At 48.2% G+C, this 22,619-nt stretch carries 23 protein-coding genes; 9 read left to right on the top strand and 14 right to left on the bottom strand.

Features of this window, described 5'->3' with window-relative positions:
- Positions 1-5 precede the first annotated feature (5 nt).
- A complete protein-coding gene (locus tag LQ567_RS25855) occupies positions 6-488 on the bottom strand; it encodes a ribonuclease domain-containing protein (RefSeq protein WP_231008825.1) in 483 nt (160 codons plus the stop codon).
- Between the two features lie 305 nt (positions 489-793).
- Between LQ567_RS25855 and LQ567_RS25850 the strand changes: the two genes are divergently transcribed.
- Complete coding sequence (locus LQ567_RS25850) at positions 794-1,684, top strand: 3-hydroxyacyl-CoA dehydrogenase family protein (RefSeq protein WP_231008824.1); 891 nt, start codon at positions 794-796, stop codon at positions 1,682-1,684.
- Here the strand turns inward: LQ567_RS25850 and LQ567_RS25845 are convergent.
- Complete coding sequence (locus LQ567_RS25845) at positions 1,658-2,104, bottom strand: type I restriction enzyme HsdR N-terminal domain-containing protein (protein WP_231008823.1); 447 nt, start codon at positions 2,102-2,104, stop codon at positions 1,658-1,660. The two genes, LQ567_RS25850 and LQ567_RS25845, sit on opposite strands and share 27 nt — an antisense overlap.
- Before the next feature lie 102 nt (positions 2,105-2,206).
- On the opposite strand from LQ567_RS25845, the gene LQ567_RS25840 reads away from it, so the two are divergent.
- The 3 genes from LQ567_RS25840 to LQ567_RS25830 are packed head-to-tail and all read left to right on the top strand — an operon-like array spanning position 2,207 to position 5,087.
- Positions 2,207-2,977 (top strand): AMP nucleosidase, encoded by a 771-nt coding sequence (locus tag LQ567_RS25840; protein ID WP_231008822.1) that lies wholly within the window; start codon positions 2,207-2,209, stop codon positions 2,975-2,977.
- 14 nt (positions 2,978-2,991) lie between these two features.
- Positions 2,992-3,378: a hypothetical protein gene (locus LQ567_RS25835; protein ID WP_231008821.1), complete on the top strand. Its 387-nt coding sequence runs from the start codon at positions 2,992-2,994 to the stop codon at positions 3,376-3,378.
- Complete coding sequence (locus LQ567_RS25830) at positions 3,378-5,087, top strand: ABC transporter ATP-binding protein (RefSeq protein WP_231008820.1); 1,710 nt, start codon at positions 3,378-3,380, stop codon at positions 5,085-5,087. The genes LQ567_RS25835 and LQ567_RS25830 overlap by 1 nt, the downstream gene beginning before the upstream one ends.
- 246 nt (positions 5,088-5,333) lie before the next feature.
- Here LQ567_RS25830 and LQ567_RS25825 read toward each other — a convergent pair whose 3' ends face one another.
- The 4 genes from LQ567_RS25825 to LQ567_RS25810 all read right to left on the bottom strand — a co-directional run bounded on the left by LQ567_RS25825 (position 5,334) and on the right by LQ567_RS25810 (position 8,511).
- Positions 5,334-5,576 carry a hypothetical protein gene (locus LQ567_RS25825; protein WP_231008819.1) on the bottom strand — a complete coding sequence of 81 codons (243 nt, stop codon included), beginning with the start codon at positions 5,574-5,576 and terminating at the stop codon, positions 5,334-5,336.
- 69 nt (positions 5,577-5,645) lie between these two features.
- Positions 5,646-6,647 carry an SPFH domain-containing protein gene (locus LQ567_RS25820; protein WP_231008818.1) on the bottom strand — a complete coding sequence of 334 codons (1,002 nt, stop codon included), beginning with the start codon at positions 6,645-6,647 and terminating at the stop codon, positions 5,646-5,648.
- A 78-nt stretch (positions 6,648-6,725) separates the two neighbouring features.
- A complete protein-coding gene (locus LQ567_RS25815; protein ID WP_231008817.1) occupies positions 6,726-7,157 on the bottom strand; it encodes a hypothetical protein in 432 nt (143 codons plus the stop codon).
- Positions 7,158-7,188: 31 nt separating this feature from the next.
- Positions 7,189-8,511 (bottom strand): hypothetical protein, encoded by a 1,323-nt coding sequence (locus tag LQ567_RS25810; protein WP_231008816.1) that lies wholly within the window; start codon positions 8,509-8,511, stop codon positions 7,189-7,191.
- A 377-nt stretch (positions 8,512-8,888) separates the two neighbouring features.
- Between LQ567_RS25810 and queA the strand changes: the two genes are divergently transcribed.
- The gene (queA, locus tag LQ567_RS25805; protein ID WP_231008815.1) at positions 8,889-9,938 is read left to right on the top strand and encodes a tRNA preQ1(34) S-adenosylmethionine ribosyltransferase-isomerase QueA; all 1,050 of its coding nucleotides are present in this window, start codon (positions 8,889-8,891) and stop codon (positions 9,936-9,938) included.
- Between the two features lie 91 nt (positions 9,939-10,029).
- On the opposite strand, the gene LQ567_RS25800 is transcribed toward queA, so the two are convergent.
- The 4 genes from LQ567_RS25800 to ispF form a co-directional block, all read right to left on the bottom strand.
- Positions 10,030-10,926, bottom strand: a complete 897-nt coding sequence (locus LQ567_RS25800) for a murein hydrolase activator EnvC family protein (protein WP_231008814.1) — start codon at positions 10,924-10,926, stop codon at positions 10,030-10,032.
- Positions 10,927-10,951: 25 nt separating this feature from the next.
- The gene (locus tag LQ567_RS25795; protein WP_231008813.1) at positions 10,952-11,782 is read right to left on the bottom strand and encodes a lipoprotein insertase outer membrane protein LolB; all 831 of its coding nucleotides are present in this window, start codon (positions 11,780-11,782) and stop codon (positions 10,952-10,954) included.
- Between the two features lie 96 nt (positions 11,783-11,878).
- Positions 11,879-12,319, bottom strand: a complete 441-nt coding sequence (gene dut / locus LQ567_RS25790; protein ID WP_231008812.1) for a dUTP diphosphatase — start codon at positions 12,317-12,319, stop codon at positions 11,879-11,881.
- A 207-nt stretch (positions 12,320-12,526) separates the two neighbouring features.
- Positions 12,527-13,006 (bottom strand): 2-C-methyl-D-erythritol 2,4-cyclodiphosphate synthase, encoded by a 480-nt coding sequence (gene ispF / locus LQ567_RS25785; protein WP_231008811.1) that lies wholly within the window; start codon positions 13,004-13,006, stop codon positions 12,527-12,529.
- A gap of 35 nt (positions 13,007-13,041) precedes the next feature.
- Between ispF and LQ567_RS25780 the strand changes: the two genes are divergently transcribed.
- From LQ567_RS25780 to LQ567_RS25770, 3 genes are all read left to right on the top strand, one after another.
- Positions 13,042-14,403 (top strand): UDP-N-acetylmuramoyl-tripeptide--D-alanyl-D-alanine ligase, encoded by a 1,362-nt coding sequence (locus LQ567_RS25780; RefSeq protein ID WP_231008810.1) that lies wholly within the window; start codon positions 13,042-13,044, stop codon positions 14,401-14,403.
- A gap of 67 nt (positions 14,404-14,470) precedes the next feature.
- Positions 14,471-14,929 carry a DUF983 domain-containing protein gene (locus tag LQ567_RS25775; RefSeq protein ID WP_231008809.1) on the top strand — a complete coding sequence of 153 codons (459 nt, stop codon included), beginning with the start codon at positions 14,471-14,473 and terminating at the stop codon, positions 14,927-14,929.
- A 95-nt stretch (positions 14,930-15,024) separates the two neighbouring features.
- On the top strand, positions 15,025-15,636 hold the full coding sequence (locus LQ567_RS25770; RefSeq protein ID WP_231008808.1) for a trimeric intracellular cation channel family protein: 612 nt from the start codon (positions 15,025-15,027) through the stop codon (positions 15,634-15,636).
- Between the two features lie 195 nt (positions 15,637-15,831).
- On the opposite strand, the gene LQ567_RS25765 is transcribed toward LQ567_RS25770, so the two are convergent.
- From LQ567_RS25765 to LQ567_RS25750, 4 genes are all read right to left on the bottom strand, one after another.
- Positions 15,832-16,605, bottom strand: a complete 774-nt coding sequence (locus LQ567_RS25765; RefSeq protein WP_231008807.1) for a succinate dehydrogenase/fumarate reductase iron-sulfur subunit — start codon at positions 16,603-16,605, stop codon at positions 15,832-15,834.
- A 60-nt stretch (positions 16,606-16,665) separates the two neighbouring features.
- Positions 16,666-17,031: a four helix bundle protein gene (locus LQ567_RS25760; RefSeq protein WP_231008806.1), complete on the bottom strand. Its 366-nt coding sequence runs from the start codon at positions 17,029-17,031 to the stop codon at positions 16,666-16,668.
- A gap of 121 nt (positions 17,032-17,152) precedes the next feature.
- Entirely contained in the window at positions 17,153-19,129 is a 1,977-nt protein-coding gene (locus tag LQ567_RS25755) for a fumarate reductase/succinate dehydrogenase flavoprotein subunit (RefSeq protein ID WP_231008805.1), read from the bottom strand.
- 96 nt (positions 19,130-19,225) lie between these two features.
- Positions 19,226-19,951, bottom strand: a complete 726-nt coding sequence (locus tag LQ567_RS25750) for a succinate dehydrogenase cytochrome b subunit (RefSeq protein WP_231008804.1) — start codon at positions 19,949-19,951, stop codon at positions 19,226-19,228.
- A 178-nt stretch (positions 19,952-20,129) separates the two neighbouring features.
- Between LQ567_RS25750 and LQ567_RS25745 the strand changes: the two genes are divergently transcribed.
- Complete coding sequence (locus LQ567_RS25745) at positions 20,130-22,619, top strand: tetratricopeptide repeat protein (protein ID WP_231008803.1); 2,490 nt, start codon at positions 20,130-20,132, stop codon at positions 22,617-22,619.

The raw sequence follows: 22,619 nt of genomic DNA, 5'->3' as shown, positions 1-22,619 counted from the left end.
AGCATTTATTTTTCCTCAAATGTTTGGTAATGATCTGTTGTTATAAAAACCAGGCGGTCGTTCGAAAACAACACCCGGTCTGCATTGCGCCGGCCACAGGTATAGTTTAAATCGGCCTCGTACCAGGTTCTGCCGCTTTTTGAGGGCAGCGCTTTTTGCCGGTTGGTAAAAATATCCCCACCAATGGCATGTTCCGGAAGCACTTCGCAAAGATTGCCTTCTGCGGCAACCCATCCTTTTTTCCGGGCTTCCTGTTTGGTAATATAATAATCAGGAAGCTGTCCTGTTCTTTTTATATAGGGTACAACAACCGCTTCGCTGGTCAGCGTTTCGATGGAGGCCTGCGGTTGAGCCCGGGTTGCAGCAGGGGCAGGTGATACCACCGGAGGCGATGTGGAGGTTGGTGTACTGCGGTGCTGGCACCAGAAATAACCCAGTACCACTATACCCGCCAAAAGCAGCACCAGCCACCTGTTTTGTTTTTGCATGTTTATTGCTTTGATCTGCAGGGCAAACCTACAGTAAAAATTGCGATGCGCAATGGGAGCAGGTAATGGAGGTGCATAACATTTTTTAGTTTGTATTTATAACGTAAAATCCGGGTGCCACTTTTCTTACGGATTACGCGCATTTGCATGGAGCATTTTTATGTTTGCACACGTTTGTAAAATCGGTGCGAAAAATATGTGGCGCACCTGGTAATGAAGGCGTGCGGGCCGTGCCCGGTCTGCGGGTAATTATAATAAGATACCGTGTATGGTTCCGTTCCCCATTTTTGATTATCTTGCTGTATATGATCAAAAATGTTTCTGTTATCGGCGCCGGCACCATGGGGAATGGAATTGCACATGTATTTGCGCAAACCGGGTATAAGGTGGTATTGATTGATGTTGCCATGGAGCCGTTGAATAAAGCATGGCAGACCATTGAAAAGAACCTGGACCGGCAGTTGGCAAAAGGGGTCATTACAGCACAGCAAAAACAGGAAACATTACAGCGGATCGCCCTGGAAACTGATCTGCAAAAAGGCGTGGCAGAAGCCCACCTGGTAGTGGAGGCAGCCACCGAAAATGAAACAATAAAGCTGGAGCTATTCAAAAAGATCGATGCGGCCGCCCCGCAGGACTGTATCCTGGCTACCAATACGTCTTCCATTTCGGTTACAAAGATCGCATCCGTTACCAGCCGGCCGGCACAGGTGATCGGGATGCATTTTATGAACCCCGTTCCGGTTATGAAGCTGGTTGAAGTCATTAACGGATATGCAACCAGTGCAGTGGTAACAGCACTTATCGTAGCGCTTAGTAAGGAGCTGGGCAAAGTGCCGGCCCTGGCCAATGATTATCCCGGTTTTGTTGCCAATCGCATCCTGATGCCGATGATCAATGAAGCGGTGTATAGTTTGTATGAAGGGGTTGCCGGTGTGGAAGCCATCGATACCATTATGAAGCTGGGCATGGCACATCCGATGGGGCCGCTGCAGCTGGCAGATTTTATCGGGTTAGATGTGTGCCTGTCTATTTTAAATGTATTGTATAAAGGATTTGGAAATCCTAAATATGCACCCTGTCCCTTGCTTGTAAATATGGTTGCTTCCGGCCGGTTAGGCGTTAAAACCGGTGAGGGATTCTATACCTATAGCCCGGGAGCCAAGGACCTAGTGGTGAGCGAAAAATTCCGGTAGTCTGTCGATGGACGTTAAGCCACCGGCTTCTTTTTTCCAGCCGTAGGTAATATTCCCATTGGTAATAACCAGGTATTGTGCCGGTAATGCAATATGATACCGCAATACCTGGTTGAGCACCGCATCGTTTAACAGTACCTGCCCCGCCTTACACTCGATCAGCATCCAGGGGCGGTGTTCCGGATCATAAACAAGGATATCGAACCGCTTTTTCAGTTCGCCCAGCCGGATCTCCTTTTCCTGTGCGATCAATGTTTTAGGATAACGCATCCCCTGCAATAAGTAATGGATGAAGTTTTGACGGATCCACTCCTCATCCTGGAGCACGAGCCATTTCTTTCGCAAGGCATCAAAAATATGCGGCTGGCCGTTGCGGGTTTCGATCCTGAACTCAGGCTGCGGGTATTGAATGCGTATCATGGATCCAAAAATAATGGTTAAATTAGCTATGCAAATGTAAATTTAGATTATGTTGCGCAGGAGCAGCTGCAATAAATAGCTCCTTCAAATAAAAGAAAGCGGATGAAAACAAAAGCTGAAATCGTAAAAAACTGGCTGCCCCGGTATACGGGAGAGAGTTTGAAGAATTTTGGAGAATATATTTTGTTGACGAATTTCGGCAACTATGTAAAGCTGTTTGCGGAATGGAACAATGTGGAAGTGGTGGGGCTCGATAAGCCCATGCAGTGTGCTACTGCCGGAGATATTACCATCATTAATTTTGGGATGGGCAGTCCTACAGCAGCCACTGTGATGGATCTGCTGACGGCCATATCCCCCAAGGCTGTATTGTTCCTGGGTAAATGTGGCGGTTTGAAAAAACGGAATAATGTTGGAGATCTTATATTGCCGATTGCCGCCATCCGGGGAGAGGGTACTTCAGATGATTATTTTCCCCGGGAAGTACCGGCACTGCCGGCGTTTGCGTTACAGAAAGCCGTAAGTACCACCATCCGTGAGGCCAAAACCGATTACTGGACCGGTACCGTTTATACCACCAACCGCCGCGTTTGGGAGCACGACGAGGAATTTAAAACCTACCTGCAGCGGATCCGGGCCTATGCAGTGGATATGGAAACGGCCACTATTTTTACTGTCGGTTTTTACAATAAGATTCCGACGGGGGCGCTCTTGCTGGTTAGTGATCAGCCCATGATCCCGGATGGCGTAAAGACGGCAGAAAGCGACAAAAAAGTAACGGCAAAATATGTGGAGAACCATCTCCGGATCGGCATCGATTCGCTGAAACAGCTGATCAATAACGGTCAAACGGTACGGCATCTGCGGTTTTAATTAAAAAAAAATATATGAAAAAAACGTTATCCGGATTGATGATGCTGGTAGTGGTGCTCCAGGCATTTACGGCCTGTTCTTCCAAAGCTTCAAAAGGGGGAAGTGCCAAGCTGAAAGCGCGGTTTGAAGTAGCCGGCATGTGTTCCAATTATACCTTCTCCGTTATTGAAGGAAGGGTAAACCCGGGGCTGGTAGAGGCTACCTGGACCAATCCTCAAACCAACAAAACCTACTGGAAAGCCTTTGGCATCAGCAATCCCTGTAATTTTCCTTCGAATATAAAAGAAGGAGACACCTTTTATTTTGAGATTGTTCCTGCAGAAAAAGATTCTAAGTGTGCCGTATGCATGGCTTTTTATCCAACTCCCGGCAAGAAGCTGAATATTAAAGTGATCCAGTAATGCAGCAGCCTTTATTGGAGATCCGGGATCTGAGTGTGGATTTTGTTTCGGGCGAGGCCGTAAATCATGCGCTGAAAAAGGTTTCGGTAACGGTACATTCAAATGAGATTGTGGCACTGGTGGGTGAATCGGGATCCGGGAAATCGGTTACTTCGCTTTCCGTGTTGCAACTGATTCCTGCTCCGCCGGTTAAATATGTGGAGGGCTCCATCCTGTATTATGCAGCGGACGGTAGCGCCGTGAACCTGCTGCAGCAAAGCAGGGAGTCGCTGCAGGCGATAAGGGGCAATGCCATTTCCATGATCTTCCAGGAACCGATGACCTCCCTGAATCCGGTTTACACCTGCGGTGATCAGGTAGCCGAGGCCATCCGCATCCATACCCGGGTAACAAAGGAGGAAGCCCGGTTACGGGCGATACAATGGTTTCAACGGGTGCAGTTGCCGGAGCCGGCGGCTATTTATAACCGCTATCCGCATCAGCTCAGTGGCGGGCAAAAGCAACGGGTAATGATCGCCATGGCGATGTGCTGTAAACCCCGGCTGTTGATTTGCGATGAGCCCACAACGGCCCTGGACGTAACGGTACAGAAAACGGTGTTGCACCTGATTAAGGAATTGCAGCAGGAAACCGGTATGGGGGTGATCTTTATTACACATGACCTGGGTGTGGTGGCTGAAATTGCTGACCGGGCCATTGTATTGTATAAAGGAGAGATCATGGAGGAGGGCACGGTGGAACGGCTTTTCCGGAACCCGCAGCATCCGTATACCCGGGCACTGCTGGCCTGCAGGCCGGTCAATCATCAGCGGGGCACCCGGCTTCCCGTGGTCAGCGATTTTATGGGAACGCCGGCAAAGGAATCTTCCACACAGGTGCCTGCTCCCATCTCAAACCCGGAGGTTGCATCCGCGGTAAACTGTCTGATAAAAGTAGAACAGCTCTCTGTGTGGTTTCCCCGTGAACGCAACTGGCTGGGGAAGCCCCTCCGCTATACAAAAGCGGTAAATGAGGTGAGTTTTGAGATCTTTGAGAATGAAACACTGGGACTGGTAGGAGAGAGTGGCTGCGGAAAAACAACATTGGGCCGCACGCTGCTGCAGTTGGTACCTTCCACCTCCGGCAAAATCATTTACCGGGGAAAAGATATGGTGCTGTTTGGAAAAGCGGAACTGCGCGGATTGCGGAAACAATTGCAGATTATTTTCCAGGATCCATATTCGTCATTAAACCCCAGGAAAAAGATCGGACTGGCCATTGAAGAACCGCTGAAAGTACACCGGATAGAGCCGGACGCAACAGCAAGAAAAAAAAGGGTGGAAACCCTCCTGCAGAAGGTAGGATTGCTTCCGGAACATTATCACCGGTACCCGCACGAGTTCAGCGGCGGACAACGGCAACGGATTGTGATTGCCCGGGCACTGGCGCTGCAACCTTCTTTTATTATTTGTGATGAATCGGTCTCCGCCCTGGATGTAAGCGTACAGGCCCAGGTATTGAACCTGCTGAATGATCTGAAAAAGGAATTCGGTTTTACGATCGTCTTCATCAGTCATGATCTTTCGGTAGTGCGTTATTTCAGCGACCGTATTATTGTAATGAATAAGGGACAGATCGAAGAAAGCGGACCTGCAGAAACCGTATATGAAAACCCGCAAAGCGCGTATACAAAAAAACTGATCGATTCCATTCCCCGGGGAATTTTATAAGCCGGTACCGGGGTTCGCTGCTTATGTTTAGAGCGAATGATTTAAGGGAAAGGCGTTTTGTTTTTGGCGTTAAAATGATATAACCACAAATACACAAATTTTTTGGTTTCCAAACGTAGAAAAATCGCCACACTTGGTTTGAAGTTTTATTGAAGCTGAAGGCGTTATCCGTGGGTCTGCAGCTATGGCGTGTTAGCGCCGGATGATGAGCAATGCTAAGATGCAGGCAGGGATTGCTCGGGCTTTTCAGCGTTGCCTGGGTTGGGCTACATTACCTCCATTTTGCTGGTACCCTTTTGAATGATTTTTGAAAAAGAACGGTACGAGTATTATCAGTAAAAAAGCAGCCGCCAACAGGATCCCCAATGTGATCAATGCTTTGCGCAGATGGGCCGGATCTACCGGGTTGATGCCCCAAACGCTGAGGGTTAAATAGGCGGTGATGCATAATATAACAGCCGTTGCAAGGATGCCGGTAATGTATCTCATCTGTTTGTTTTTTTTAGTCATTTTTAATAGCCGGATAGCATTTCATCGCTTTATAGCCATGATAACCTGTTACAGCTGCCCCAGCAATGCTTTTTTCTTTTCTTCAAACTCTGCGGGAGTGATAATGTTTTCGTCTAAAAGCAATTTCAGCTTCCGTAGTTTTTCCAGGGCATCGGTATTGCTCTTGTTCAGCAGTTCATCGGTTTGCTGATTGAATTTTTTCCCGAGCTCCATACCGGCGCCAAATTGGATACCGGCCCCGGCCAGTCCGCCTTCATTGCGCGCCGCATCGCGTAATGCGCGCAGTTTTTCCAGGTCGGCATAATCCAGTCCCGCCTGCCCCGCGGCCTTTACATCGGTGGTGATATCTGCTACCCGGCCGATCCGTTCCTGCGTTTTTTCATCAAACTGTGTACCCGTGATCCGGAAATCGGTCAATTGTAATCCCAGTGCCGTAAAGGATTCGTTCAGGACGCGCAGCAACTGTTGCGCAATGTAATGGAGCTGGGCGTCTATTTCCTGGTAGGAGTATCGCTGTTCGGAAAGGGCGGTGGCTATCAGCTGCGGAATACGGTCGGCGATTACCGCGCGCATTTCATCCGTGGTATAGGTCGCTTTACTGCCGATGATCTCCGTATAAAAGAACTTCGGGTTGGCTATGGCATAGGAAAAACTGCCGTTGGCACCCATTTCAATGGGGATATGGTACACAGCGTCTACATACTTAACCGGCAGGGCGGTACCCCAGGCCTGGTTTACTACCTGGGCCTTCCGGAAAAAATAGATATACAGTTTGTGTTCGCTTTCAAAGTTCTGACGGAGCTTTAGCAGCGTGGTAATAAAGGGATGGTTATCTGTTTTCAGATTGTAGATCCCTTCGGTATCGATGATATCGGCAATGGTGCCTTCATATACCAGGATACAGCCCTGGCCCGGTGCCACGATCAGCTTGCTGGCATTTTTGATTTCGTTTTGTTTGGAAGGGAACCGGTACCAGAGCAATTGCGGGGACTGGTTTTCCCACTGGATCACTTTTGAAAGCTGATTGTTAAAGAGGTTGAAAAGACTCATACGGTTGATTTTTTACCATTGATACGGGCACGGATCACAGACGTTGCCGGTGCTTAACGAAAGAGGTTCGGATGGGATTTATGATTTTTGGCTGATCTGCGCTGCAATCCGTACCAGTTTCTCGCCTTCTTCGTCCAGGAATACTTTTGCAGGGGTAAGGCCTACATACCTTCCGCCCTCGTGCGGCCGCGCTTCGTTTACCTGAAGTCCCACTATTTTACCCGAGTCGATATACCGGCATTCGAGCTGTGTGGCACACCGCCCTACTTCACCAACGGGTATACGGAGTATTTCCTCAAACCGTTCCTCATTAAAGAGACGCAACACTTCGGCCTGGTATTGTTTTTCAAAATACCGGAGGCCATAGCGCTGTGGCTCGTTGGTGGAAACAGAACGCAGTGACAGGATAAATTTCCGTTTGAAAAGCTTTAGTTCTTTCATCAGCAATTCAAAAAGATCTCCGTATTCCCCGGGAGCGGTTTCCTTTGATTCGATTTTTTTAGTGTTCATGTTGTTTAGGTTTTATAGATCATCGTTCATGTTAATCGCGGTAATTCATTTCCGATACCTGTTTGCCGTCGGCGCCGTACAGCACAGCCTTGCTGCCCAGTTTAATAAAGTAGCCGTCCTTAAGAATCAGCGCATTGTCCTGGGCGTAGGATTCGGTGGTTTGTACGGTCCAAAGGATCTTACCGTTTTGCGCGTCCATTGCCTGCAGCGATTCTTTTTCATCCTCGGCAGGTGTGGCTTTAAAGCTGATGAGTACGGCACGGGTGTTATAGCCCAGTACATCCGGGCTAAAATACAGGCGCCCAGGCGTAAAGTCCTGGTAATCCTGCACGCGGGCCCATTTTTTCCAGCTCCGGTCGATAAATGTTTTTTTATAGGGGATGTCGCCTACATAAATACCCGATCCCACCTGGTAATCTTTTTGCCAGCCAAAGAGCGCCCGCTCTACCGGATAACCCGGGGTCATCTGCTGCTGGTATTTTACCAGTTGTATTTTTTCTTCTTTAAAATCGGTATTCTGGGAAGAAAATGCAAACCGGGTAATCACGGGGGAATTGGGTGGCATCAGGTTTTCAGCGCGCTCGGCTTCTACATGTTCGTGGTACCCTTCATAGGTTTTTGAAATAATGGGGTAGTAGTACAGCTCTTTCCCGGCATTGCTGACGATTTTAAAAAAATCGTCCTCTAAATGGTACCCATACTCTATTTTGGCAAATCCCGGCTGCAGATCCGGCAGGTCTTTATAGGTATCTGGCTGAACCTCGGCGGCCGTAAGCAATTGCCGGTCGATGGTAAATAACTTTTTGCTGTTGATAATAAAGTACAGGGTGCCATTACTGAAATACTTAAACTTTCCATCGAAGCGGTCTACTTTTAACGGCAACTCGGTAAGCTTGATTTCTTTTTTGGTGAGCGCATCATAAAAGCCGATGTACAGGGAGTGTTCTTTTTCATTATAGTTCCGTTCCCTCAGGCCGGCGATCACATAAACGGGCTTCCCGTCTGGTTTTTCAAGATAAAAGACCTCGGCATCCGTCCATTGCTGCTTTGATCCGGAGGCGGTTTGTGCGGAATAACCGTTTTTATGCCGGCTGCACATGCGGGGCAGCATGAGCAGCAACATCAACCCGGTGAAGACAAAAATAACCGTGAGCGCAGTTTTTTTTACCCGTTCGGGGCTCACCGCCGGTTGGGGAGTGGTATTCCGGTAATAATGATGATTGATGTTGATATCATCGTTATCCAGGAAAAATTCAGTGCCACAGCTGTTGCAACGGTAAAAATCGGGTTTTAGTTCGGTTGCTTTTACACTGCCGCATTGCGGACATTTGATTGCTTTTATTTGTTTAGCCATAGATCGATTCCAGGAGCACAACGTGCAGGAAACAAATATCGTAAAATATGAAGAATAAACTCAACCAGTGACGGCAGAACCTCTGGTACTTAACAAAGGTCAATTGCACGGGCCGCAAATGGGCTGATTTTTGATGGATATTTTTAATAAAAGCAGGTATACCGGCCGTTTGAAATAAAAAAAGGTAAGTTTGGGATTCTCAGAAAAATATTTTAATATCCCGGATATATAGTACCTTTGCACGCACAAATCGAAAACCGGTGCCGTAAGACCGGGGATCGAAAGGATAAAACATACTGGTTCCCAGTTTGTTCAAAACTTCCTCCCCCGGCTTCGCTTGTTTTTGGTATTGATATTTAAAACCGTTAAACAGTAGAATGAAGCTTTCACAATTTCAATTTGACCTACCCCTTAACCTTATTGCGCAACATCCCACAAAGAAAAGAGAAGATGCCCGCATGATGGTGGTGCACCGTCAGACGGGGCAAATGGAGAACAAAAATTTCCGCGATATCCTGGATTATTTTGATGATAAGGATGTTTTTGTGGTAAACAATACCAAGGTATTTCCGGCCCGTATGTATGGCCGCAAGGAAAAAACCGGTGCCAAAATTGAAGTATTTCTTTTAAGGGAGTTGAACAAACAGAACCGGCTCTGGGACGTTATCGTGGATCCGGCGCGTAAGATCCGCGTAGGCAATAAGCTGTATTTTGGGGAAAATGAGGAATTAGTTGCCGAAGTGATCGACAATACCACCAGCCGTGGGCGTACCATCCGCTTCCTGTGGGAAGGATCCGAAGAGGCGTTTAAAGCACAGCTGGAGGCCCTGGGTGAAACCCCGCTGCCTAAGTACATCAAACGGAAGCCGGATGATGAAGATAAAGAGCGCTACCAGACCGTATATGCCAAGCACGAAGGTGCCGTTGCGGCGCCCACTGCAGGGCTGCATTTCAGCCGCGAGCTGATCAAACGGCTGGAAATAAAAGGAATCCGCTTTGCGGAAGTAACACTGCATACGGGGCTGGGTACCTTCCGTCCCATTGAAGTGGAAGATCTGAGCAAGCATAAAATGGACGCTGAATATTATCATATTGATAATACCGCCTGCCGTATCGTAAATAAGGCCAAGGAGGGAAACCGCCGTATCTGCTCCATCGGAACCACTACCATGCGGGCGATGGAATCGTCTTTTACCGCGCAAAAGCTGTTAAAGCCTTCTGAGGGATGGACGAATATGTTTATTCACCCTCCTTATGACTTTAATATAGCCAATGCATTGGTGACCAATTTTCACCTGCCCAAGACGAGCCTGATGATCATGACCAGCGCTTTTGCAGGTTATGAACTGACCATCGAAGCATATAAAAAAGCGATAAAAGATAAATACCGGTTCTTCAGCTATGGCGATGCATTACTGATTATTTAACTCCTGTTTTGGCAGGATTACAGCAATAAAAAAGCAGGTCGCGCGACCTGCTTTTTTCGTATATATAATATATAAAGGATCGTTGAATCGTTTATTGTTGTGGTATGGGAAGGAACCAGGCCTTTGGATCGAGGTTCTTATCATCGAGCATCAGGATAAAGTCCAGTTTGCCATAGCCGGTTTCTTCATCACGACCAACAGAGCCGATCACCTGTCCCGCTTTTACTTTTGAGCCCTTTACAACGGAGGAGCTGGCCAGGTTGCTGTAGGCGGTTACATATCTTCCATGGCGGATCACCACGTAAAATAGGCCGCTGAGTTTGGAAACACTGATCACATCGCCCTCGAACACGGCCTTAACGGGCGTATTCACCGGTGCTGAAAAGGTACAGCCCGGATTGTCGCCTACGATATCCGGACCGGCGCCTTCAATTTTAAACCGGCCAAAGCCCTGTGTGATGGTACCTTTATCCAGGGGATAAGGAATCTGTCCACGGTAAAGCCCGAAATCACCGGTTAAAGCGGCGTTGCTTGCCGGGTAGATGGTATGATGCTGGGGAGGCAATACCGGGTACTGCCGCTGGGGAACCGGTTCCGGGGCCGGTTCTTGTTCCGGAGCTTTTGCAACCGGGGGCGTATTGGTTTCGGGATGGTAATAATGATCGCGGAGCGTTTCGATAGACTTTTTAATACGGCCGATCTCGCGGTTATTATCCTGTACTTCTTCAAGGTTAAAGAAACCGGGCTGGCGCGACATGCTAACCACAAAACGCTCCTGTCCTTCAATCTTCCGGTTCAGCGTCGTTAGCTGCACCATCGCCTCGCGGGAAACGGTTTTTGTACTGTTATAAGCCCGTTGTATCTCATTTACCTCGTTCAGGATCTGTGCCCGTTCTTTTCTTAAAGTGGTTTTCACATCATCCTGGGCAAATCCGGTTCCGCTCAAAAGTACAAAGCCAACCCATAGCCAATTTTTTACTCTAAACATAAAGCACTCAAAGTTTTTTAACAGGTTACTTTTTGGTCTTGTAACCTTTCGGTACCGAGAATGGCGTATTTAACGCTTCATTAAAGGTATAGGACTTATAGTCCAGTTGAATTTCTATATCTGTTTTATATTTTACATGAATGGTCCTTGCTTTTGGAAACTGGGCATTGTTCACCTTCTCATAACTGCCGTACGTCAGCTCAGCTGAGCGGTTTCTTCCTGCATCCACATCTTCCAGCTTACTTACAGCCGGCAAATAGTCAGGCAGCATAGCGCTGAGCAGGTTACTGAAAAACCGTGTGCGGCTGGTTACCTGGAGGGTATCGTCCTGTTTGGTATAACTGCTGTTGGTTTTGTCGATAAAGACCGGATTCCCTACCAGAAGATCCTGAAGGGTACCCAAATCAAGCGGCAGTCCCAGTTGCTCCTGTAGATAAACGTAACTGGAGGAAATATATTGTTTATTCAGCTTATTAATTATGCGCACGGAGTCCTGGGTAATTACGCCCCTTGCTACTTCAATGCCCAGGGGGCCGATCACCGATGCCCAGATCAGGCTGTCTTTATGGATCTGAAGTTTTATGTCGAAGTTTTTTGTGTCGCCTTTTGCTTTATAGGTAACACCGGCCCTGCCCGAAAAGGTTGTATAATCAATATGGTTGAGTTTGCCCAGAACTATGGAAATGCTTTCCAATGCGCCCGTATCTTTTTTATTACCGGTATCGTCTGTAGAGGCCGTTTCCACTTTTACGGATGAATCGGCGGGAACCGGCGGCGGCGTCCGCTGCGCCCTTTTTGCAGAGTTGCAGGAGGCCAGGATGAGGACCGCTGCAGCAAAGGAGGTAATATATTTCATGTGTTACGGTTTCTTATGTGTTTTGAAAAGAAAAACTGCCCGGCAACTATTTGTTAAAATAGCCGACTGGCAGATATAATTTTGAATACGGTACTGCTATTGTTTGCCGGTGTGGCCAAATCCTCCCGCCGCCCGTACTGTTTCGCTCAGCGATACAGTTTCGATCCACTCGGCCTGTTCTACTTTTTGTACTACAAGCTGTGCAATGCGGTCGCCATGCTGAATGACCTGTTCTTCATTGGAAAGATTGATCAAAATTACTTTTACTTCTCCGCGGTAATCGGCATCAATGGTACCGGGAGTGTTGAGGCAGGTTAACCCCTGCTTGATGGCCAAACCGCTCCGGGGCCGCACCTGTACTTCATATCCTTCCGGTATTTCCATAAAAATCCCGGTAGGGATCAATGCACGTTCCAGGGATTTTAAAGTAACGGGCGCCTCCAGATGCGCTCTTACATCCATACCAGAGGCGCCTGTTGTAGCATAACCCGGCAATGGATTGGATGATTGATTGATGATTTTTATTTCAACTGCCATTGCAACAAAGATAAAGGCTTCGTACGAAAATTATATTACTTTAACATTTATAAAGAAGAGGTTTGCGGGCCAAGGTATATACAATGCCAGCTGCCTGTAACGGGAGCCCTGTGGCAAAAAAAAACCGTTTTTTTTGCCGGGATGCCGCTGTCTTGCAACGCTTCCGGCCGCTTGATCCTGGCAAAGCGAACCGCGATATTCCGGTTCTTATTTTTTCTGTAACAGCACGGTTGCCATGGCCATCAATCCTTCTTCGCGGCCGATGGCTCCCATTTCTTCGGTAGTGGTGGCTTTTATCGAAACGTCTGCACTGGTTACTTCCAGTATAGCGGCGATGGTTTCCTGCATGGCTGGAACAAATTTTTTGATCTTTGGTTCCTGGAGGCAAAGGGTACTGTCTACATTCACCACGCTGTATCCCCGTTCGGCAATAAGCCCAACGGTTTCTTTTAAGAGGATCTTACTGTCGATATCCTTATACCGGGGATCGTTATTAGGAAAGTGTACCCCGATATCTCCCAGGCTCAGTGCACCCAGCAACGCATCACAGATGGCGTGCAGCAATACATCAGCATCGCTGTGCCCCAGCGCGCCCTTGTGGTGAGGGACCCTGATACCGCCGATCCAGAGATCGCGGCCTTCTGCAAACTGATGAAAATCGATTCCCGATCCGATTCTGAAACTCATATTCGTATAGTTAACGCGGGTAAGATAGCTAAAATATGATGATAATCCTGCCGGGCGTTAAAATTCCGCCGGGGTTTAAAATATTAAACCGGCACAACGCCTATTTTTGTTTGATGAATACGGAAGCTTTATACCAGGTATATCTGAATCATCCCCATGTGCAAACCGATACCCGAAAGATCCGGGAAGGTGAATTGTTTTTTGCATTGAAGGGACCGAATTTTAACGGCAACCAGTTTGCCCGGCAGGCAGTGGATGCAGGTGCCGCAAAGGTCATCATCGACGAAGCTGCCTATGAAATTGCCGGTAAAACCATACTGGTGCCGGATGTATTACAGGCCTTGCAGCAACTGGCCGCCTGGCACCGTGCTCAGTTTGCCTTTCCGGTGATGGCCATCACCGGCAGCAATGGAAAAACCACTACAAAAGAACTGATCCATGCAGTGCTGAGTACGACGTATAAAACCTATACAACTACCGGTAACCTCAACAATCACATCGGCGTACCGCTTACCCTGCTGAAGATAAAAGATGATGCCCAGCTGGCGGTGATCGAAATGGGGGCCAATCACCTGGAAGAAATTAAGGGGTATTGTGCCGTTGCCCGGCCCACACATGGCCTTATTACCAATGCGGGCAAGGCGCACCTGGAGGGGTTTGGCAGTATTGAAGGCGTAAAAAAGGGAAAAGGAGAGTTGTATGATTTTTTAAGAGAACGCGGCGACGGAACGGCTTTCGTTATGTGGGATTATGATTATCTCCGGAATATGAGCGCGGGTATTGCGCATATTGTACGGTATGGTACCGCAGATGCGGAGGTGACCGGAGATGCTGCAGGGCAAACCGGCTTTCTTACCGTTGAACTGGAGCAGCCTTTTACCGCTGTTATCAAAACCCAGCTGGTAGGGGATTACAATTTGCCGAATGTACTGGCCGCAGTTGCCGTGGGGCGGCATTTTAAGGTGGCACCGGAACAGATCGTTGCGGCTATAGAAGGGTATACCCCCTCGAACAGCCGCAGCCAGCTGATGGAAAAAGGATCTAATAAGATCATCCTGGATGCTTACAATGCCAACCCCAGCAGTATGAAACTGGCGATCGAAAACCTGGCAAAGATGGAGGGGGCAGGAAAAATACTGATATTGGGCGCTATGGCAGAAATGGGCGCGGAAACGGAGGCGGAGCATCAACAGATCGTTCAACTGATTGAACAACATGCCTGGAAAGATGTGATCCTGGTAGGAAAACCCTTTGAATCCTATAAGGACCGGTTCCGTTATTTTGAAAACTCCGGCCAGGCCGCCGAATGGCTCGGGGCGCATCGACCGGAAAATACCCTGCTGCTGGTAAAGGGAAGCCGCAGCTCGCAGATGGAGCGGGTTCTGGATGCGTTGTGATTTGATTTTAGGTATTTGAATTTCTGATTTCGCAGGGTACCTTTGTATACATATTAAATCGTTGATGATGGAACCGGAAAAAAGCAGCAGGGGATACCTGGCTACCGTGTTGGGCTGTTATTGTCCGCGTTGCCGCGAAGGAAAGTTGTTTGAAAAATCATTTGCCCTCCGGTTAAAGGGTGTGCTGAAAATGAACCCGTATTGTCCTGTATGCGGGCAACCCACCGAAATTGAAGTGGGGTTTTATTACGGAACCGGTTATGTGAGTTATTTCCTGGCCGTTTTTCTTACCGTCGTCAGCGCGCTGCTCTGGTGGCTGATCATTGGATTTTCGACCGACGATAACCGGTTTATTTACTGGCTGATTGTTAATTCTGTTGGACTGATTTGCCTGCAACCCTGGCTGATGCGTTTTTCCCGCAGTTTATGGCTGTCCTGGTTTGTTAAATACGACCCCGACTGGCGGCATACCAAACCGGATGATGTTTCGGAGCGTATGAATGAAGAACAGGGGAATAACTGGTGAGCAATCAGGCATCAGATACCAGATACCAGATATGAGATATCAGATACCAGACATCAGACTTCAGATATGGGGTTTAGAAATGAGATTCAGAAAATATGTTTTCCAATACCTCTGAAATAATTGAAATACTGGGAACGATCGCCTTTGCCATCTCCGGTACCTTTTCTGCCATGCAGCGGAAGCTGGATGTATTTGGCGTATTGATCATTGCCTTTGTAACCTCGGTGGGTGGCGGTACGATCCGCGACATGCTGATTGGGGATACGCCCGTAGCCTGGATGCGCGATGTGCAGGTATGCCTGGTGATCCTGGTTACGTCTGTTGCCGCTATAATCTTTAAAACTTATATCCGGAAACTGAAGGTTACGCTTTTTTTATTCGATAGCCTGGGGTTGGGGTTGTTTACAGTAGTGGGCTTGCAGAAGGGGATCAACGTTGGATTGAACCCTGGCATCTGCATTGCGCTGGGCACCATTACCGGCTGTTTTGGCGGCATCATCCGCGATATCCTTTTAAACACGATCCCGCTGATCTTCAGAAGGGAGATCTATGCTACGGTTTGCATTTTCGGCGGCGCCGTTTACCTGCTGCTGCTGCGCTTTCAGGTAAATACGGATATCAGTAAATTTATGGTCATTGCCATTATTGTTGCAACCCGGATCATTGTGGTACAAAAGCAACTCTCTTTTCCCCGGATGCGGTATTAGTGTATTAATAGGGGACACTGCGACTGGTGCGACCTGTACTTCATTCTAGTTGGTATCCCTGGTCACCCCGTCTCCTGAAAATAGATAATGTGTTATTTGCTTTTGCCGGTTTACGCCTCGTAGCATTTGCCTTAAGACGAAACATAAAAAAAGCCCCGCATTAACGGGGCTTGAAAATATTGGAATATACGGTCATTAATGTTTCTTGGTATCGGATGCCCATCCGGCTGCTACATACTCCCGGTTCAGGCGGGCGATATTGGTGATCTCGATCTCCTTCGGACAAACAGCTTCGCAGGCACCGGTGTTGGTACAGGAACCAAAGCCTTCTTTATCCATCTGGGCAATCATGTTCAACGCACGCTCTTTTCTTTCGGCCTCACCCTGCGGCAACAATGCCAGGTGTGATACTTTGGCAGAAAGGAATAGCAGCGCTGAAGAGTTTTTGCAGGCGGCCACACAGGCTCCGCAACCAATGCAGGCAGCCGCAGCAAAAGCCTTGTCTGCATTTTCCTTTGGAATCGGGATGGAATTTCCATCCTGGGCATTACCGGTATTTACGGAAACATAACCACCGGCCTGGATGATGCGGTCAAAAGCGCTCCGGTCCACAATCAGATCTTTTACCACGGGGAATGCATTTGCCCTCCAGGGTTCCACCACAATGGTATCGCCGTCTTTAAAGGCACGCATATGCAGCTGACAGGTGGTGGTACCATGCCAGGGGCCGTGGGGACGGCCATTGATGTACATGGAGCACATCCCGCAAATACCTTCGCGACAGTCATGATCAAAAGCGATGGGCTCTTTTCCTTCACGGATCAGTTGCTCGTTCAATACATCAAACATCTCCAGGAAGGACATTTCCGATGAGATATTGGATACTTTGTAGGTCTCAAACTTCCCGCCGGTTTCGGCGTTCTTTTGTTTCCAAACCTTCAACGTCAGGTTCATATTATAATGCTCCATATATGCGTATTAATTAGTCAATTTGATAATTTGAAGATTTGAAAATGCGTACAACAGAGATCAGATAAAACCAGGTATTTTCCCTTTGGATGAAGAAATGATCTTTGACAGAATTCTTATAATTTCTTCAATCGCTGATCTTAATGCCACGTCAAAATGATAACCATCACTTTTTTCGCATAAAATCAACCAATACATGGATTCGCTGGCTTCTTTTGCAGCAATTTTCATTTTGTGAATGAAGTCGGCCTTACTTTCTGCGGTCTGTGCTTCAAATACATTTGCACCTATTGAGGTCGCTGATCGTAATACCTGCTTTGCTATCACATACTTCCTGTTTTGTTCAAGAACTTCGCAATATTTAATTATTGCAAGTGAAAAACTGATTGTTTTGTCAACAATCACATTCTCTTTATCATTTCTCATAACCGGGGCTTTTAATAGGTTTGCACCTCTAAAATACGCCATTTCCCGGTTATGTACGATTCAATCCGGGGATACTGAAATAATTGACATTTTCAAATTTTCAAATTTTCCCACTTCCCAATTATTTATAGTTCCGCTGCGTGGGTTTGATTACCTCGTAGTTCAGCGGTTCTTTTTCCAGTTCCCAGGAATGTTCACCATTGAGCTTCCAAGCAGATACATACATATACTGGTCATCATGACGCAGGGCCTCTCCATCCGGGGTCTGGCTCTCTTCCCTGAAGTGACCACCACAACTTTCGTTACGCTCCAGTGCATCCATACACATCAGTTCGCCCAGCTCCAGGAAATCCGCTACCCGGCTGGCCTTATCCAGTTCGGGGTTCATTTCATGAATACCTCCGGGGATCCGTACATTTTTCCAGAAATCGGCACGCAGGTCTCTTATTTCCTGGATGGCTTCTTTTAAGCCCTGCTCATTACGGGCCATGCCGCATTTATCCCACATGATCTTACCCAGACGCTTGTGAAAGCTTTCCACGGTTTGTGTGCCCTGGATGCTCATCAGCCGGTTGATGCGTTCGTTTACCTTGGCTTCGGTTTCAACAAAGGCGCGGTCGGTGGTAGGAATGGGTTTTACAGAGATCTCATCTGCCAGGTAGTTACCCAGCGTATAAGGGATCACAAAATAGCCGTCTGCCAGGCCCTGCATCAGTGCAGAAGCACCCAGGCGGTTGGCTCCGTGATCGCTGAAGTTGGCTTCACCCAAACAGAACAATCCTTTTACGGAGGTCATCAGGTCATAATCTACCCAAAGTCCGCCCATGGTATAGTGCACGGCAGGGTAGATCCGCATGGGAACCTCGTAGGGATTCTCCCCGGTGATCTTCTCATACATGTCGAACAGGTTACCATACTCTTCTTTCACTACTTCTTTACCCAAACGTATCAGTGTTTCTGTGTCCGGATTCTGAATGCCGTGTTTATTGGCTTCTGCCTTTCCGTATTTATTAATGAGGTTATATTTAAAATCAAGATATACGGCCTGTTTGGTGGTACCTACACCATAACCGGCATCGCAGCGTTCTTTTGCAGCGCGCGAAGCCACATCGCGGGGCACCAGGTTTCCGAAAGCGGGATACCTTCTTTCCAGGTAATAATCGCGTTCCTCTTCCGGTATTTCGTTGGCCTTACGGGAATCATTTTGTTTTTTGGGTACCCAGATCCGCCCGTCGTTCCGCAGGGATTCCGACATCAGTGTCAGCTTGCTCTGATGGTCGCCGGAAACCGGGATACAGGTAGGGTGGATCTGCGTAAAGCAGGGGTTTGCAAAATGAGCACCTTTTTTATGGGCCCTCCAGGCGGCGGTAACATTGCTGCCCATTGCATTGGTGGAAAGATAAAATACGTTTCCGTAGCCACCGGATGCCAGTATTACGGCATGACCAAAAAAGCGCTCCAGCTGACCGTTGATCAGGTTTCGGGCAATGATACCGCGGGCCTTGCCGTCGATCATCACCACATCCTGCATTTCGTGGCGGTTGTACATTTTTACATTACCCAGGGCTACCTGGCGTTCCAGGGCCTGGTAGGCACCAATCAGCAACTGCTGACCGGTTTGTCCGGCAGCATAAAACGTACGTTTTACCTGCACCCCGCCAAAGGAACGGTTGTTGAGCAAACCGCCATATTCACGCGCAAAAGGCACACCCTGGGCCACACATTGGTCGATGATATTTACACTTACCTCGGCCAGCCGGTGCACATTGGCTTCGCGTGCACGGTAGTCGCCTCCTTTGATGGTATCATAAAAAAGACGGAAGACCGAGTCTCCGTCATTCTGATAGTTCTTAGCAGCGTTGATTCCACCCTGTGCGGCAATGGAGTGCGCCCGGCGCGGAGAATCCTGGAAACAGAATGCCTTTACCTGGTAGCCCTGTTCGCCCAAAGCCGCAGCAGCAGAGGCTCCGGCAAGCCCGGTGCCGATCACGATCACTTCCAGTTTCCGTTTATTGGCCGGGTTCACCAACTTGCAATGGCCTTTGTAATCGGTCCACTTATCTTCTAATTTTCCGGCGGGTATTTTTGAATCAAGCATATGTAAAACGTTTCTCGTTTATAGTTTCTTATTTGAAGTTGTGTCTTCTGATCTGGTGTTGTAAGCACCATTCAGTATTGACGATGCACTAAATTGTTATTGTATCCACCCGAAGTAAAAGCTTAACGGCATCAACACAAATGCCAGGCAGATGATGATCGAATAAACAACACCCGTACCTTTAATAAGGCCGATATACTTATGATTGGTAAGACCCAGTGTGCGGAACGAGCTCTGAAACCCGTGCACCAGGTGCCAGAAAAGCGCAATCACCCCCAGCTCATAAATAATAATGATCCAGGGATAGGTGGTAAACTGGTGTTTCATTTCGCCATACAGGTCATGGTATTCTTTAGCTCCGGGAGTGCCTTCGGGCACAATCTGACCGGTAGCAACATCAATAAACATGGGCTGCAGGCCGCCAAAACGGCTGGGAACCCAGAAGTCGCTGATATGGATCACTAAAAAGATCAGGATCAATGTGCCCAGGATACCCATGGCCCGGCTATTCCAGGTACTGCCCCGGTTGCCCATTTTTACGGCATAACCGGTACGGCGTTTGCTGCGGTTTTGTACCTCCAGCACCAATCCCTGGATGATATGCAGCAGGAGAAACAGAAACAGGCCAATCTCCAATACCCGGGGCACGATCATTGAACCCATGAAATGCGCTGCTACATTAAACATTACTCCGCCGTCATTTGCCCAGATACAGGCATTTAAGCCGGCATGAATGATCAGGAAAAGAATTAAAAAAATGCCCGACAGCGCCATGGTAATTTTCTTGCCAACAGAAGAAGTGAAAAATTGAGACCAGTTCATATTTTCTTATAGAAGGTGAATAAATTGCTGGCAAAGTTAACGCATCATGGTTAATTTGGTGACAAAAAAATGACAAGGCAGAGGGGGACACCGCCGTATGGGAATCTTTCCGGGAACGGGTAAAGGATTTATTTAATAAAACGCTATTTTAGTACCCTCACCAAACGCAAAATAATGTATGAGCAACATCGCGGTTTATGAAAAGTACTTTGAAGATCCGCTTTCTGTACCGGCGGATTTTATAAGCGGCCTGAATACCACCACCATCCGAAATAAAGATACCTGGTTCCGGGCACTTGCGCTTCTGGAACAGCGGGCTGCGGCCGGGGCTTCCGGGGCCGAGTTAGACCTGCTGTTTGACCTGCTGTTTAAATCCAGTGCCGATCACACCATCAGTGTATATTTCCCTGATGATGTATATGCCTGGTTTTTTGAAAAAATGACCGGGGTGTTAACGCGTGTGGGAGCGGTGTATCCCGAGGCGTTGCTGGAAAAGGCCATGGCGCTGGTACTGGCACGCAGGGGATATAAAAACCAGGAAGCTGCGGCACAGGCCTTTCAGCAGGCCATGGCTGCCGGGGTAGCGGCCGCGGGACCTGTATATTATTATTACCAATATGTAGGGCTGTTGCCGGGGGCAGATAAAACGGCTGCATTGGAACAATTGAAAGCATTGGTTGCTGCGGGCAATCCCTGGGCCGTGGTATATGAAGCGTATTACCAGGTTTGGTACGGCTCCGGGTTTGAGCCCGGCCCGGCCCTGGAACAGCTGCTCCAACATCCGGATAAAAAATTGCAGCGGCATTATTACGACATAATGCAGGGGTATTATAGTAAAAAGGGCGACCGGGAAAAACAGACCGAACTTTTGAAAGAGACGATCCGCAAATTTGATGCGGCCTATTCCCGCTATGTACTGGCCGAAATATCCTGGCCCGATGCGCAAACAGCAGAAGAAAAAACGGCCTTGCTTAAGGAACTGGAAAAAGCCTATGAGGACGGATCGATGGATGCCGCTACCAGTTTGGGTTTGAAGCTGCTGCCGCAGCAGCCCCAAACAGCACAGGATTATGAACCTGCGCTGTTTTGGTTAAAAAAAAGCTGGGAGTATGATAATGCGTATGCGGCCTACCGGCTGGCGTATCTGTACCTGTATAACGAATGGGTAACGGATGTGCCGGCAGGGCTTCAGTTGCTAAAAGAGGCGAAAGACGCCGGAAATATAGATGCGGCTATTGAATGGGCTGAGGTGCATATTGAGGGAAAGCTTACCGAAATTGATAAACAGGTTACGCTGGAAACATTTGAAGCGCTGCACGCCAAACAGGTACCCTACGCCACTTACCGCCTGGGTAACTTTTATGAGTATGGTGATCCGGATCTGAACATTACGGCCGATCTTACCCAGGCCTTCCGTTATTATAAAGAAGCGGCGGAGCAGCACCTGCCCATCGCCGGATATAATGTTGGCCGGTTTCTTAAATATGGTTTTGACGGCCAGGCGCCGGATGTGGCGGCATCTATTCCCTATTTTACAAAAGCTGCGGAGGCCAATAATGCCCAGGCCTGCACGGAGCTGGGGCTGATTGCAGAGGCGGCCGAACAACCCGACTATGCCCGGGCATTTGAACATTTTAATAAGGCTGCAGAACTGGGGTATCCGTATGCCAACTATATAAAAGGATTGTACCTGGAATATGACTATCATCAGTCCGGTACGCAGGATCCGGCCACGGCGGTGCAGTGTTATGAATATGCGGCCGGCTATAATGAAATGAATGCCACCTATGAACTGGGGCGTTGTTATAAATTTGGAACAGGAACCGCACAGGATCCGGATAAAGCGATCGAATACCTGAAAAAGGCGGCGGAGGTCAACAATCCCAAAGCGCTTACGGAACTGGCCCTGAGCTATGAACGTGCGGAAGGCGTAACGGAAGACCGGGATAAAGCCCTGGAATATATGGAGCGCGCCGCAGCCCTGCAGTATGTATATGCGCAATATGCAACCGGCCGGTATTACCTGCATGGTTATGTGCAAGCAGACAGTGCAAAGGGTTTGGAATGGCTGGAAAAGGCGGCGGCAAGTGAATATCCTTATGCGTTGCTGGAGCTGGGCGACTATTATATGTTTGACTACGACCGGGTGGAGCAGTATGAAAAGGCCCTGGGGTATTACCTTCGGGCCAAGGATCAGCAAGTGTACTCGGACGGATTGGGATTGTGTTATGAGTATGGTATCGGAACGGAAACTGCTCCTGTAGCGGCTTTTAATGAATATACACTTGCCGCAGAATATGGCAACAGTAATGCCAAGTACCGCCTGGGTCGTTGTTATTATGAGGGATTTGGTACCGATAAAAACCTGGAAGCGGCTTTTCGCTGGTTTGGTGAAAGTGCCCATGAAGGCAACGACCATGCAAAAGTATACCTGGGCCGGCAATACTTAAAAGGTGAGGGCATTCCGCGTCAACCGGAAAAGGCCGTAACACTCTTTACGGAAGCGGCGGAAAATGATTCGGCCAACGCACAATATGAACTCGCTAACTGTTACCTTATGGGAGAGGGGGTAGACGAAGATGAACAAAAGGCCCTTTACTGGTTTGAACAGGCTGCAGAGAACGGGCACGAAGGAGCAAAAAAATTAACAGGAAGAAGACGGAAATAA

The organism is Niabella pedocola (assembly GCF_021044425.1).
GTDB classification, from domain to species: Bacteria; Bacteroidota; Bacteroidia; order Chitinophagales; family Chitinophagaceae; genus Niabella; species Niabella pedocola.
Note: the sequence above shows the minus strand (reverse complement) of the source record. Positions and strands in the feature narration are given on the sequence as shown.